At 37.4% G+C, this 13778-nt stretch carries 9 protein-coding genes; all 9 read left to right on the forward strand.

Annotated elements, in window-relative coordinates; all coding sequences use genetic code 11:
* Positions 1 to 51: 51 nt before the first annotated feature.
* Complete coding sequence (locus tag PALI_RS19225; protein WP_193157061.1) at positions 52 to 1587, forward strand: glycogen synthase; 1536 nt, start codon at positions 52 to 54, stop codon at positions 1585 to 1587.
* Positions 1588 to 1675: 88 nt separating this feature from the next.
* Complete coding sequence (locus PALI_RS19230) at positions 1676 to 2890, forward strand: EAL and HDOD domain-containing protein (RefSeq protein ID WP_193156645.1); 1215 nt, start codon at positions 1676 to 1678, stop codon at positions 2888 to 2890.
* Positions 2891 to 2920: 30 nt separating this feature from the next.
* Positions 2921 to 3991: a DUF418 domain-containing protein gene (locus PALI_RS19235; protein WP_193157062.1), complete on the forward strand. Its 1071-nt coding sequence runs from the start codon at positions 2921 to 2923 to the stop codon at positions 3989 to 3991.
* Positions 3992 to 4077: 86 nt separating this feature from the next.
* Positions 4078 to 5079, forward strand: a complete 1002-nt coding sequence (rluF, locus tag PALI_RS19240; RefSeq protein ID WP_193156646.1) for a 23S rRNA pseudouridine(2604) synthase RluF — start codon at positions 4078 to 4080, stop codon at positions 5077 to 5079.
* Positions 5080 to 5964: 885 nt separating this feature from the next.
* Positions 5965 to 7785 carry a hypothetical protein gene (locus tag PALI_RS19245; protein ID WP_193156647.1) on the forward strand — a complete coding sequence of 607 codons (1821 nt, stop codon included), beginning with the start codon at positions 5965 to 5967 and terminating at the stop codon, positions 7783 to 7785.
* A 20-nt stretch (positions 7786 to 7805) separates the two neighbouring features.
* On the forward strand, positions 7806 to 8723 hold the full coding sequence (locus PALI_RS19250) for a hypothetical protein (RefSeq protein ID WP_193156648.1): 918 nt from the start codon (positions 7806 to 7808) through the stop codon (positions 8721 to 8723).
* A 62-nt stretch (positions 8724 to 8785) separates the two neighbouring features.
* Complete coding sequence (locus PALI_RS19255) at positions 8786 to 10735, forward strand: hypothetical protein (protein WP_193156649.1); 1950 nt, start codon at positions 8786 to 8788, stop codon at positions 10733 to 10735.
* 71 nt (positions 10736 to 10806) lie between these two features.
* Positions 10807 to 11358 (forward strand): hypothetical protein, encoded by a 552-nt coding sequence (locus PALI_RS19260; protein ID WP_193156650.1) that lies wholly within the window; start codon positions 10807 to 10809, stop codon positions 11356 to 11358.
* 30 nt (positions 11359 to 11388) lie between these two features.
* A complete protein-coding gene (locus PALI_RS19265) occupies positions 11389 to 13767 on the forward strand; it encodes a PKD domain-containing protein (RefSeq protein WP_193156651.1) in 2379 nt (792 codons plus the stop codon).
* Positions 13768 to 13778 lie beyond the last annotated feature (11 nt).

Consider the following 13778-nt stretch of genomic DNA (forward strand, 5'->3'; position numbering starts at 1 on the left):
GCTTGCTCATTTATGAGCAAGTCCACACAGGTTAAAGGAAGTAGTAAATTAATGCATGTACTTATGGTTGCAGCAGAAAATGACGCGTTACCAGGCGCTAAAGTAGGTGGAGTGGCTGATGTGGTGCGCGATGCGCCAAAGGCACTTGCAGATCAAGGGGTAACCGTTGAAGTTGTTATTCCAGATTACGGCTTTGAGCCGCTTACACGTATTTATATTGGTGAAGTAACCGTTGTATTTAATGCTCAGCCTCACGTGTTAACACTGTTTAAAATACAGCAAACGAATAACAATGTGAGTCAAATTGTTGTTAGCCATCCGCTGTTTAGCGGATCTGGTAGTGTGTATTGTAACGATGCGCCAGGTAGACCGTTTGCAACCGATGCAACTAAATTTGCATTATTTAATGCAGCCGTGTGTGAAGCGTTATCACAAGGCTTACTTACACGCCCCAATGCATTGCATTTACATGATTGGCACAGTGCCTGTGTTGCTGTTTTGATTAAGTTTGAACCTCGTTATAGTTCACTAAAAAATATACACATTGCTTACACCGTTCACAATATTGCACTGCAAGGTATCAGACCATTTAAACATGATGAATCAAGCTTGGAGACATGGTTTCCCTCACTGAACTATAATGGTCAGCATTTATGCGATCCGCGTTATCCACATTGTTTTAATCCAATGCGAAGTGCTATTAATTTAGCCGACAAGGTGCATTTAGTGTCGCCAACCTATAGCCAAGAAGTGCTTAGTCCGAGTAACAATGACAGAGGTTTTTTCGGTGGTGAGGGGCTTGAGCACGATCTGCAAAATAGTGCTAAACAAGGCAAATTAATTGGTATTCTAAATGGCTGTGAATATCCAGAGTCGAATACTAAAAACGCTGACTTGGACACTTTATATAAAAAAATTGAAAATACATTATTTGGCTGGATGAGTAACAATGAACAACTACAAAGCAGCTACTATATTGCACACCAACGACTACAGCAATTTAAAGCCACAGCTGCTAATGGCCCCTTAGTAACAAGCGTAGGGCGTCTTACAGAGCAAAAAGTATTATTACTGTGTCAGCAGGTAGATGGCCGTTTAGCTATTGATAGCGTATGTCAAATAATTAATAAGTATAATGGTCGACTCATTATTTTAGGCTCAGGAGATAAAGAGCTTGAAAGTATTTTTAGTAAAGCGATGGCGCGTAATTCAAATCTGTTATTTTTAAAAGGCTATGGGCAAGGTATTGGGGATTTAATGTATCAACTAGGGGATTTGTTTTTAATGCCTAGTTCGTTTGAACCTTGCGGTATTAGCCAGATGCTGGCTATGCGCGCCGGACAACCGTGTTTAGTGCACAGTGTTGGTGGATTAAAAGATACCGTTGAACATGATGAGAATGGTTTTAGTTTTAATGGCACTTCTTTAGCGTTGCAAGCAAGTAATCTGCTTAACTGCTTGGATGAAACTCTATCACTTAAAAAGCACGATCCTAAAAAGTGGCATAAAATAAAAGAAAGTGCACAACAAGCGCGTTTCTCATGGATTGAAGTAGCGGCTAATTACATAGCGCAGTTATATCGATAAATTGTTAAAGACAATAAAGTTTCGTGACAACTGTACCCGTTTAATGTTTAATTGCTTAGTCTGATATAAAAACTAAGAAGTAGGTAATGTGTCTGTATTTGTTGCGAGGCAAGCAATCTTCAATCGAAGTCAAAAAGTGGTAGCTTACGAGCTACTTTTTCGTGATAGCCCTAAAAATTATTTTCCAGATATAGCCGATGGGCAGGCTACAGCCAGACTTATTATGGAGAACCAGCTTAACCTCGGTACTCGTCATATTACATCAGGCAAAAAAGCGCTTATTAATATAGGGCCTGAATCATTAAAACTTGATTTATGTGCTTTTTTACCTTGCCAAGATGTTGTTATCGAATTACTTGAAACAATAGAGCCTACCGATGACAACTATGAATTATGCAAAGGCTTATTCCATAGTAATTATAAGTTAGCCCTCGATGATTTTGTATACACCCCCCAGTGGGACCGTTTTCTAAAGCTGGTTAAACTCATAAAATTTGATATCGCAATCACTCCTCTTGATGACATACTCCCTGTAGTAGAAAAACTCCAAAAACATAAGCAAATAAAAATATTAGCTGAAAAAATAGAAACGCAAGATGATTACCAACTAGCATTTGACATGGGGTTTGATTATTTTCAGGGGTACTTTTTTGCAAAACCGACCATGATAAAGCAAAAAGATATTAATTATAACTACGGTTTAATTGTCGCCATTTACGCTGAAATTATGAAACCAAGCCCAGATATAAAAATTATTTCTGGTCTGTTTGAACTCGATGCAGCATTGGCTTATAAATTACTGCGTTTAATTAATAGCGGCGTATTTCCGATTCAAGGTGAAATTTCATCTTTAAAACAAGCACTTGTTTATTTAGGGCACGATCGTTTAAAGAAGTTTGTCAGCTTAATTGTGACCGCTTATACCGCAGATAAAAAACCAACCGAATTGATGCAAGTGTGCGTAGTGCGTGCGCGTTTTAGCGAGTTAATTGCTAAAAGAGTAGCAAAGCACCAAGTAGGTGAAGCTTTTTTAACCGGTTTGTTTTCATTGCTCGATGCAATTTTAGATCAACCTATGGGGCTACTCGTCGAAAAATTACCATTCCCTGAAGAAATAAAAGCCGCATTACTCGATGAAAAAAATACACTGTACTATATCTTAAATGTTGTTAAAGCATATGAAACGGGTAGCTGGTGGGCACTTGAGCAAGCTGTTATTCTGCTAAATATTGACAGTGCGATATTACCTAAAATTTATCAACAGTCTGTCGACTGGGCTGATAATTATAAAAATAATATTTAACGGACACTAGCTTTAATGCGCAACTATAATATGGATTTTATACGGGGTATTGCCGTACTTGGTTTAGCTTACATGAATGGCTATGCGTTCGGGCTTTTTGAGCTAGGCTACATTGGCTTGAATAACCCACCAATAAGCGATGCAATTATCCACATCATTAGCACTTTATTTGTGGACGGTCGATTTAGAACGCTTTTCAGCTTGCTATTTGGGGTTGGACTTTACATTCAATGGCAGCAACATAAATCAACGGTGCGGTTAAAAAGCAGGCTTTACTGGTTAATACTATTTGGTTTAGCGCATGGTTTTTTACTCTGGGCTGGTGATATTTTATTTGTTTATGGTTTGTCAGGCTGGCTTGTTATTAAATACCTAGAAAGTGACAATGAATTACTTTTAAAGCATGGTGTCGCGTTTATTTTGTTGTGCGGTGTTACTACAGGGCTTGTGATGTATAGCTCACCAACCGATATTATTTTTCGCGATTCTCAAGATTTTACCTCTTTGTACAGCCCGCACTATATTGATTACTTTATTAGCAACTTAGGTATGAATGCATTAATGGTATTTATTGTACCAATAATGACTCTGTGGATGTGCGCAGGTATTATGCTCATTGGTATTTATTTGTATAAACAAGGTGTATTTAGTGAAGGCTTAAACACACAACAGCTAATAACCGTCATTATTGCAACCACCGCTTTTAGTGCGTTAAGGCTCTATACCTCGCAATACAACAGTGGCTTTATGTATGCAATACAAGAGTTACTAAATATGTTTGCTGCGCTTGGTATGGCTACGTTTTATATTCATTTAATTGTTAAGTTTTGTAATAACAGCCCACAAATAGGCACGCTTATTCAGCAAGCGGGGCGGTTAGCATTTACCTTGTATATTAGCCAAACGCTTATACAACTGTTGCTATATAAAGTGCTATTTACGCATTGGGTACTTAGTTTTAATCGAATTGATTATTGGTTAGTAGCGACTGCATTGGTTGTATTGCAACTGATATTTACAATTATATATAGTCGTTATTTTAATCAAGGGCCGCTTGAGTGTCTGTGGCGCAAATTAACGCAAGCAAAAATTAATGCTTAAACAGTTATAAATATTAAATTAGGGGAGAAAAAATAGTGCGGGTGGTTTACACTACTCGCCTTAAAAATTACTACGCCATAAGTGTCATGACTGAATTAAAACGTTTAAATAAATTTATTAGTGAAACAGGGTTTTGCTCTCGCCGCGAAGCCGATAAATATATTGAGCAAGGTCGTGTCAGCGTTAATGGAAGCTCCCCTGAAATGGGCGTAAAAGTAGCTGCCACCGATGTCGTATTAGTGGATGGAAAGGCCCTTAAAGAAACACCAAAGCGTGTTTATATTGCTTACAATAAACCGGTTGGTATAACGTGTACAACCGAAAGTAAAATTCAGAGTAATATTATAAGAGCAGTTAATTATCCAACGCGTATATTTCCCATTGGGCGTTTAGATAGACCTTCTGAAGGCCTTATATTTTTAACTAATGAAGGCGACATTGTTAATAAAATTTTGCGTGCGGGTAATAATCACGAAAAAGAATATATCGTTACAGTAGATAAACCACTTAATCGTCAATTTGTTACCAAAATGGCAAATGGCGTGCCTATTCTCGATACTGTTACTAAAAAATGTAAAGTGACACAAAGCGGTCCTAAAGAATTCAAAATAGTCCTTACACAAGGTTTAAACCGTCAAATACGACGTATGTGTGAATACCTAGGTTACGAAGTTGTTACCTTAAAACGTACCCGTATAATGAACGTGACACTCAAGGATTTAAAAGTAGGACAGTGGCGTCACTTATCAGATATCGAAATGGCGCAGATAAACGACTCAATCGCAGACTCAGGTAAAACTCAAGAGCATTCGGTCGACACCAATAAACAATCAGAAAATAATACGCCGGCAGTCACTACAAAACGTGATTTTCAGGGCGAAAACCCACGACGCTTTAGTCAAGGCGAGCGAAGTAGTGAGCGCAACGTTCAAAGAAGTAACGGCAGTAGTGAACGTAAAAACGAGCGAAGTAAAGCCCCATACCAAAAGCGCTCTACAACCTATGTTGGTAAGCCAAAGAGTATTAAAGAGAATCAATCCTCTGACTCTAAATCGAGTTCCAGAAAAATCCTGACTCTAAAAAAATAGATTGAAGTGTCATTATTTCAAATTTAAATCAGAGCCTGTTGACCTTTTAGTTTAAAAACCTCTCAATCTAAGGGCTATTTATCTAGGGACTATTTAATTGAGCAAAGCCTCTGAGCTTTGCTCTCACTTCTTCCTCATCTCTATGTTGATAACACAAAGTAAATCGCCCCTAGACAGGACTCGAAGAGCTGCGCGTGTTTGACATCTATGCATTGTTGTCGACAATAGCCTGCACCAATGCAATCGTAAATCAAAAGTTTTTAACGCAGTTACCGTTAGTTTTAAGTCCTCAATAAAGTCAGTATATAATACCAAACTGCATAAATCTTTGATCAATTTAACGAATTAAATTGCACTCTAACGTCGTTAAAAATTTTTTATTTAGAACAACTAGATACAAAAATTTTTGCCTAGTTCTAGCGTAATTTTCTTAACATTAAATAGACCCCATATATAAGCAGATTGGTATAAGTGTATATCTAACCTCGCTGTATAAAATATATTGATTCTATAGCCTTTTATCTTCTTGTTTTTAAATTTAGCTTGCTAAGCTTATTTTATTTTTAAAATGTTAAATTCTTGTATTTATACTATAGCGGATGATTTTAAGGGTATAAATAGATTAATTAGAATCTTTATGGCCACTTTATAAAAAACGTATTAGTGAATTCAAACTTTTGTATTTTAAATACTTTAAATAATACGTATATATAATTATTCAGATGGAATGGACTTTTGTATTAAATCTTCATCAGTATGAAAAAGGATCAACTTTTACTTGATTTATATTTTTTAGGGACTAAAGTAAACAAAAAGTTAAGCGTTTGTGGCTTGGTTGGGTACTTACTATGGATAGACGGTAGCTATATTAAAAGGACTTTAATAATGATTAATTGTGTTCAGAGAACTTTAAGCTTAAATATCACGCTTTGTATTCTTGGTCTATGTAATATAGGCAGTGCGCTGGCTATAGATAATACGTGCGATGCTAATTTTCAAGTAGTTAATTATACACCTCAAGTATGTTATTCAGAGTATAACCAAAATACCTGTGTTGATACTTGTGAGGCGGCTGATCCTGAATTTCAACCGCTTTGCTTTAAGCCCCTCTCCATTCCCTGCGACACACTTACGGATTTGCGTAATACAGCGAACGGTTTTCAACAACGTGAAAATTATTCTTGGTTTCATGTTTCTGATTTATTAACTTATGAAGCGCTTTTATCCGATTTAAATATTTTCCAGCAGCAATTATATATAGAGCTTTACGCTGAATTTATTAACCCACCAGGCTATTTTGGCTTTAGCCCCGCAAGCGATCAATTTAGAAGAGAAAATTTTCGTTTAGGATTACTTTCATCACTTGAAAGGCTAACAACACCTTTACGTTATGCTGCTGTGTATCGACGCTTTACATTGGGTGTCTCATTAGAAAACACACTAAATAACTCACTTTCAGAGATGTTTAGACAGATAGATACTTTTCCCTACTTTTCTAGTACTCAAAAGTCAGAACTAAAGACTGAGTTAAATAGTGTGCAAGCTAGACAAGTTCGTTTTTGGCAGTTGTTGAAAAATTATGAACCCGAAAAAATAGCATCAGGTAGAGTAAATTTACTCAACCGACGTCTTGAGACCTATGTAAGTACCTTAAAATCACTTCCAATTGAGCTGCAAGATAAGCTTATAAATAAATCATCGAACTTACCTGACGATATTAACGTTCAATTAGCGAAATGTGGTAACGACATTTGTTTTAATAAAATAGCAGCCCCTTCAAATGCTTTGTTTTACCCCGATGTCGACCTGCAGCTCTTAAACTTTGAACGCGTATTAGTTGCGCTCAGTAATGAAGCCGCAGCATTCACTAATGTGTATGACGGCGATTATCAAGTCGTTGAACCTAGCCTTTTAAAATCTCCAGATTTTGCGGGATTTATTAATAACAAATTAGCGGATTATAAAGCACTTCGCTCTCACGTGAACTTAGAACGCTTAGCAACCGCTATTAATATTGCTTATCTTTCAAAAAATCAGACAGGCAAAGAAATTCTTGCAAGGTTAGCGCAGCAAAGCGATACAACTGAAAATATGGGTTTGTCGAGTATTGCAGCATTGGATAAAAAACCAATATTACTTTGTAAAGAATTCAGAGAAATCAACCCCGAACTGAGCTCTATTCAACAAGAGAGCTTTGATTTAGCACTGCAAGGTCGAGAGATGATTAGCTTAATCACTCAAGGCGGTTATACGCAAGCATTGATGGATCAACTTACTTCTCTAATAACACGTCTAAATGAGTTAGCAGCCAGAAGTGTTGTGATCGCAAATATTGAACAGTTTACGGATGATCGCTTACTCACTATGGGCTGGTCATTATTTGACTTACATGAGCTAAATGAAAATAAGCAACTAATAGAAATAGAATACTTTGAATACAACGGTATGTTTTGGACGCCGACAATGTCGGCAGGTTTATCTGAATTATTTCCTGCGATTGAAAGTATAGGTACATCAATAAACTCGATGTTGCCAAACGGTATTGCTGCTAATTCACCACTTAACGATTTACAAATTACTCTGAAGCAATCTGCATACAATGCCTGTTCGCTAAACAATCAAGAAATAAATATGGTGATCAAAGTCACAGATGAGCAGGGAAGCATTAGCAGACAAGTTTTAACGTCGAAGTTTGAACAAATCTAATCAACTTAAAGGATATAAGAATGAAAATAATCTTACTTGCAATCGCCTCATTAACTACTTCGGCGTATGCCAGCGATTTTCCTGTCGACGTTTTTGATGCGAGTACTCAGTGTACTTCAAGAATGACGGGGACGGGTGAGCGATTTGTACCTCCGTGTCAATTTTCTGAGGTCAGTCTTGATTCGGATCAAAATACTAACTACAGCAATAGTTCGATTGTTCGAAGTGGTTTATTTAAAACGGTTTTAGACTATAGCTTTACCTGCGAATCTATTCGACCTTTGTCGGTTCGTTATAATCTAACTGCGGGCGTTGATGCAAGCTCTTCCAATAGAGTATCGGGCTCACGTTCGTATGAAAATAGTAATGTAGAGCTAACGCATGGATTTACAAATAGTATTTTAAATTTTGCAAGTTTAGAGGGGGTCACAGGGTTTCAAGCTATAAAACCTGGCTGTAAATTAACAGTTCAACAATTACTTACTTACCCAGAGCCACGGTACTTTAACCAATTAACAACCCATTTGGTTTCTTATAATAATCAATTAAAGTTGCTAATTAATATAGCAACACCTTCTAGTAATCATATCAACTTAATAAGCACAATTGATAACACATTATCCACATTAGAGTTTTTACAATTTGATATAGAAGATGAGTTTTTACTTGATACAGTTCAGGTAACTATTGCTGATCTTATTGAGTCAAAATCACATTTAACCAATAACTGCAGTGCAGGCAGTAGCTCAACGTTATGTAGTGCTGAAATTTCAAACCTCAGAAACTTTATTTCTAATAGTTTAGTGTTTAACGAAGGTCGAATATCTCAATTATACAATTTTTTAAATGAGCAAGTTAGCTGGCTCAGTGGTAAACCTTTAGGTCGAGATCAATTTATTCTATCAAATGGACTAAATAAATTGAGCAGCCAACTTTAGTAAATATTTAACGCAGCCATCTGGCTGGAAGGATCTATAACCCCAGTAAAGGAACTTTAAAAATGTATGGAAAATTAATAACAGCGACTGTTGTTACTGCATTGCTGCAAAGTACTGCTGCACATGCTTTGCCTGATTCACGAAAGGGAAACCCTCTCGATGCAATCGGTATTCAAACCCCAGCAGGAGTTGGTGATGTTATTGTCGATCATGAAAATGCAAATACATTGCATGTTGGGCCCGCGTCAGTAAAGCAAATTCGCGGTACTTACGCGGAGCTCGGTGCTGCAGGCCCTCAATGCGCTGATTATATTAATATTAAATCTCAAGCATATAGACAACTTGCGACTCCAGTATTACAAGAACAAGCTTACTTAAATAATGATTTTGTAAGTAACTGGTATCAACTGACATACGGTATACCACGTGCAAATATTGATGGTTTAAACGAAATTAAAAATGCCCGTAAAATAATTAATGACGCAGCGTTAGAAAATGATGGTGTGATTGATAACTACTACAGACTAAAAACACAATGGACTGGTATTGAAACAGAGTATGCATTACTGCTCGAAGAGCGTGATAAATTAGACCGCGCGCAATCGGACGAAACAACCAATTGTATTGTAACAAGTGGCGGTGACTCTAACAGAATGTACTCTTGTATTGTTGGCGTAATGAATAAATATCAGCCACTTAAAGATACCTTAGCTGTAAAAATCACCTCAATTGAAGGACAGCGAAATGCAATTCGCTCGGACTATTATGTAGCGAAAGGTTTGTACGACGCTTATAAAGAAAAAATAGAAGTGGTTAGTGACAATGTTGCTTTTCATGCTCAAATTCTGGCTGCACAAACTATTATTTCTAAAAGTGCTTTTGAGCTAGAAGATAAGCTAGTTAAAACTGAAGGGGTTAAAATTACTGGTTTAGCAAGTGCCGGTTATAACCTTTGGGACCAAGAGCGAAATCTACTTGCTAATGCGCTTTATAATGCAGGACACGGTAATTATAGCGTGAAACAACTGGATGTATTTAATGTGCGCTTAAATTCCGGCGTCACCCGTAATAATCCAAATGTTGATGTTGAAGGTCAAAGTGTCTTTTCGAAAAACGTGTGGAGTTTCCCAGCTGATACTTTGTTAAACAATAACATAGTTAGTGATTGGTCGATGCCATTTGAGCGGGAAAATCGTGGCGATACAATCCACTTTGACGCGATGGATAAAAATTCATTTGCGGCAGGCGGAATTGACTTTTTTGTTACCAAAGATGCGCGTTGTGGTGAATATACTCAGGAAGTCGAAGAGCATTATTCGGGTACTAATAACAATGTAACCGTGTCTTGGAAAGTAATACGAAAACTATACGAACCTCAACCAAACCGAGTTGTTTTAACTGCTAACTTGGGACTTGCTTATAACTATTACGCATACCCAGGTCCTATCAAAGGCGAATGTTCAATTGACGTTGATCGTATGAACAGTTACTGGAGAAATAGTGGTAAATCTAAAGGTTGGAGTTGGTTTAGAACTAAAACAAATAGCTGGGATAACATTCGTGAGTCTGCCCGTGAAAACTTAGGTATGGATTGTAAGCTCGATCTAAAACCTCAATCAAATGATCCAACTGTTGCTGCAGAAATTGCACAAAATATTGAAGTGCAAATGTACAACGATATGTGGCAAATGTTCCTATCAGTTTACGCAGAGTCTTACGATATTGATGTTGCTGAGCCTGCTGTAACTGATGCCGGTGAAAGTGATGTTGGCGCAACATTAGGCAGTGGTTTAACTAAAATATGCCCGATGAACGTTTATTGCCAATTCGGTAACATTGTTTTACGAACACTCGATAAAATTGGTGGCTCTAAAGCACAAGGCACTACTTCTCATGTTTCAACTCAATACGGAAAAATTTGGAAACGATTTGAGAAAAACACATGGAATGTGCAAGAAGGAAGTGCATTGATTAGAGCTAAAGTGTGTGTAGATGAAACACAGTGTAATTAGTTTATAAGTATAAAATGGGGAGGTTACTCCCCATTTTCTCAAGATAATTTATTTATATATAGGATTTAGTTATGAAAACAAGTTTGATTACTGTAATCGTGATTATTATATCTTTAGCAAGTTATTTGGGGATAGTTAATTACAATCAGAGCAATCATGTGTCGCAAAACGAGGGTATAGCCCAATCAATTAATGATGATTCGCACAAGGAAACCTCGACTTTAGCTGATCCGCTTCACACAGATGAATTAAAAATAAAGAATAAATTGAGTACTGAAAAAGTGTCAGGATCAGTTGATATACAAGAGATTGTTCAAGAAAGCTTCGAAACCCCGCTTAGCCAAGAAGATGAATATTATAGTTTTATAATTTCGGAGTTTCCTCAGCTAGAAGATGATGTGACGACTTACCGCAGCGCTGTAAAAGCGCAACGCGATAATGTTGAAATTTACGAAGCCCATGTTTCTGAACGCAATAAACGTGTTGCAGCTAACAAAAGTACGAGCTCAGGCTCTGATACTGAATTGACCTACCAAAGGGACTTACTCCTAGAGCAAGCCAAAGAGCTTGGTAAGCAAGCAATGCTTCTGAACGAAGCAATAAGAAATGCGGCATATAATTAGTCCAATAATAAAATAATCAAGGAATAGAATATGAAATGGAAAAATAGCATAGCAGCATCAACATGCATTTTAATGTCAGCTTGTGGTGGAGGCTCGGGTGGTGATGAACAACCCAAAAGCGTTGGTACAGCAAAAACTAACGCAACCCCTGTTGCGCAAATTATGCCAAAAACATCAAATTTAAATTTAGGCTCTGCTACGACATTTAACGCATCAAAAAGTTATGATTCTGACGGTGATGCTTTGGAATATAATTGGGAATTAATTCGCAAGAATGATCAAGTATCTATACCTCTGGATAAAAACGATAGTGAAGAAATTATTATTACTCTACAAGATGAAGGAGAGTATATACTTCGCTTAAAAGTAAGCGATGGCAAATTATTTAGCCCTTTAGCTGAGTTACCTTTAAAGCTAGTTGGTAGTGCGGACTTAACGGCTCGTGCCGGTACTAATTTTACTGTAAAAAAGGGTCAAGTAATTAATCTCAATGGGGCTGATAGCCGCACCCTAGATGGCCTGATTACAGCTTATAGTTGGAATATCACTGAAAAACCAGCTGGCAGTACTGCAACTATATTTAGTAACCAACGCGTGAAAACAAACTTTGTAGCGGATGCTATAGGTAAATATACAGCCGAACTTACTATTGAAAATAGTTCAAATCAGGTCGCAAAAGATACGGTTGTGATTACAAGTGATGATTTAGCTAAAAACTCATCACCCGTTGCTATTTTAACAAGCGAAAAAACGCTTATTCGCCCTAATGAAATACTCCAAATTGACACAAGTAAAAGTTATGACCCTGATCGCTATGAACAACTTTCATATAGCTGGTCCGTGCTTTCTTCACCAGCAAATAGTGACGCAACACTGAGTTCGCAAACGGGCGCTAGCAATAGCTTTTCAGCATCTGTAAATGGAAGTTATGAAATAGCCCTACGGTTGACCGACTCTCAAGGTGATTACAGCGATGCTCCTTATCAAGTTGAAGTTGGAACAAGTAATCAAGCCCCTATCGCTAAGTTAGGCTCTGATACTTCGATTACTCTAGAGACTCCAATTTCATTGGTATGTGACTCATGCTTTGATCCAGAGGGAGCCGATCTTAGCTTTGTTTGGAAGTTACTAGGAAAACCTGCCAATAGTAATCGTGAAATTGAATCACCAACAACAGCAAATGCAACGCTTACACCGGATGTTATTGGGGAGTATATCATTGCTGTTACCGTTTCTGATGGTCAGTTACAAACAGCATCCAATACTCAAGTACTCGATGCTAGGGTTAACAAAAAGCCTATTGCAAAAATATTAACATCTGATGAAGCATATTTAGGCAATAAAATACTCTTAGATGGATCAAAAAGCTACGACCCTGAAGGTGCAACGTTAAGCTACGAATGGAAAATCATTGAACAACCTAGTAATGATGAAATTTATACCGAAGCGAATGGTAAAGCTCATTTTACTTCTTCAAGCACAGGGAAGTACGTTGTCTCATTGCGCACTAATGATGGCGTTCAGTTCTCAGATCCTAAAACCATAGCAATTAGCGTTAAAGATGATCTTGCACCAGTCATTGTACTAAAAGGCGAGAATAACCGCACCATTGCGTTAGGTGACACTGTGACTATCGATGCCACTCAAAGTTATGATCCAGAGGGCACGGCGCTTACATATTCGTGGTCATTACAAAAACCTGTTAATTCATCAATTAGTATAGTTGATAGTAGTGCACAAATAGTTGAGTTTACTCCTGATATAGGCGGTATTTATATCGCAGAGTTGATGATTAAAGATGCAGCGAATAATACCGCGAGTAAAAAAGTAACCGTTGAAGTGACTCAACAGTCAAACACTCTTATCGGAACAGTGAAAGGACGTATTGTAGATACCACTTTAAATGGTGTCGAAAATGCGGCATTCAATATTAATGGAAAAAAATATAGTACTGATAAGCAGGGTGTTTTCGATGTTGAAGTAAATATTGATGAAGGCAGCTTAATTACGGTAACAACAGAGGATGAACGCTTAGCTGAGTCTAAATATGTCACTGCGGCCATTTCTCAACAAGATTTTATTATTGATATGGGGGATTCATTTGTACCGGTCAAGCAGGACGTTGATACTTACCTATGGACTTGTGCTGAGTACAGTGGATCTAAGAATGTTAATTTGCGCTTTAATATGGTTGATACTTTTCCTGAGGCAACAAAATTCGTTCCTACATTTGATCAAACATTTAGCCATACTGTTGATACGAATAAAATAATTGCACTCCCTTCAACAGCAACGTTTGAACTAATGGTCGATGAGGGCTTAGAAATCACCGCACCAGGCTCGAGAGTGACCATCTATTATGCACCAGTTCTAGGGGCTATGAATATTATAACCATTTGTAACCAATAAAAAGGAAATTA

This window comes from Pseudoalteromonas aliena SW19 (assembly GCF_014905615.1).
GTDB lineage: Bacteria > Pseudomonadota > Gammaproteobacteria > Enterobacterales > Alteromonadaceae > Pseudoalteromonas > Pseudoalteromonas aliena.

What these genes read in the sequence shown, in the direction of transcription:
- PALI_RS19235 (WP_193157062.1), top strand. Translation starts at nt 2,921, where the DNA reads ATGGATTTTATACGGGGTATTGCCGTACTTGGTTTAGCTTACATGAAT.
- PALI_RS19255 (WP_193156649.1), top strand. Translation starts at nt 8,786, where the DNA reads ATGTATGGAAAATTAATAACAGCGACTGTTGTTACTGCATTGCTGCAA.
- PALI_RS19245 (WP_193156647.1), top strand. Translation starts at nt 5,965, where the DNA reads ATGATTAATTGTGTTCAGAGAACTTTAAGCTTAAATATCACGCTTTGT.
- PALI_RS19265 (WP_193156651.1), top strand. Translation starts at nt 11,389, where the DNA reads ATGAAATGGAAAAATAGCATAGCAGCATCAACATGCATTTTAATGTCA.
- PALI_RS19260 (WP_193156650.1), top strand. Translation starts at nt 10,807, where the DNA reads ATGAAAACAAGTTTGATTACTGTAATCGTGATTATTATATCTTTAGCA.
- PALI_RS19250 (WP_193156648.1), top strand. Translation starts at nt 7,806, where the DNA reads ATGAAAATAATCTTACTTGCAATCGCCTCATTAACTACTTCGGCGTAT.
- rluF (WP_193156646.1), top strand. Translation starts at nt 4,078, where the DNA reads ATGACTGAATTAAAACGTTTAAATAAATTTATTAGTGAAACAGGGTTT.
- PALI_RS19225 (WP_193157061.1), top strand. Translation starts at nt 52, where the DNA reads ATGCATGTACTTATGGTTGCAGCAGAAAATGACGCGTTACCAGGCGCT.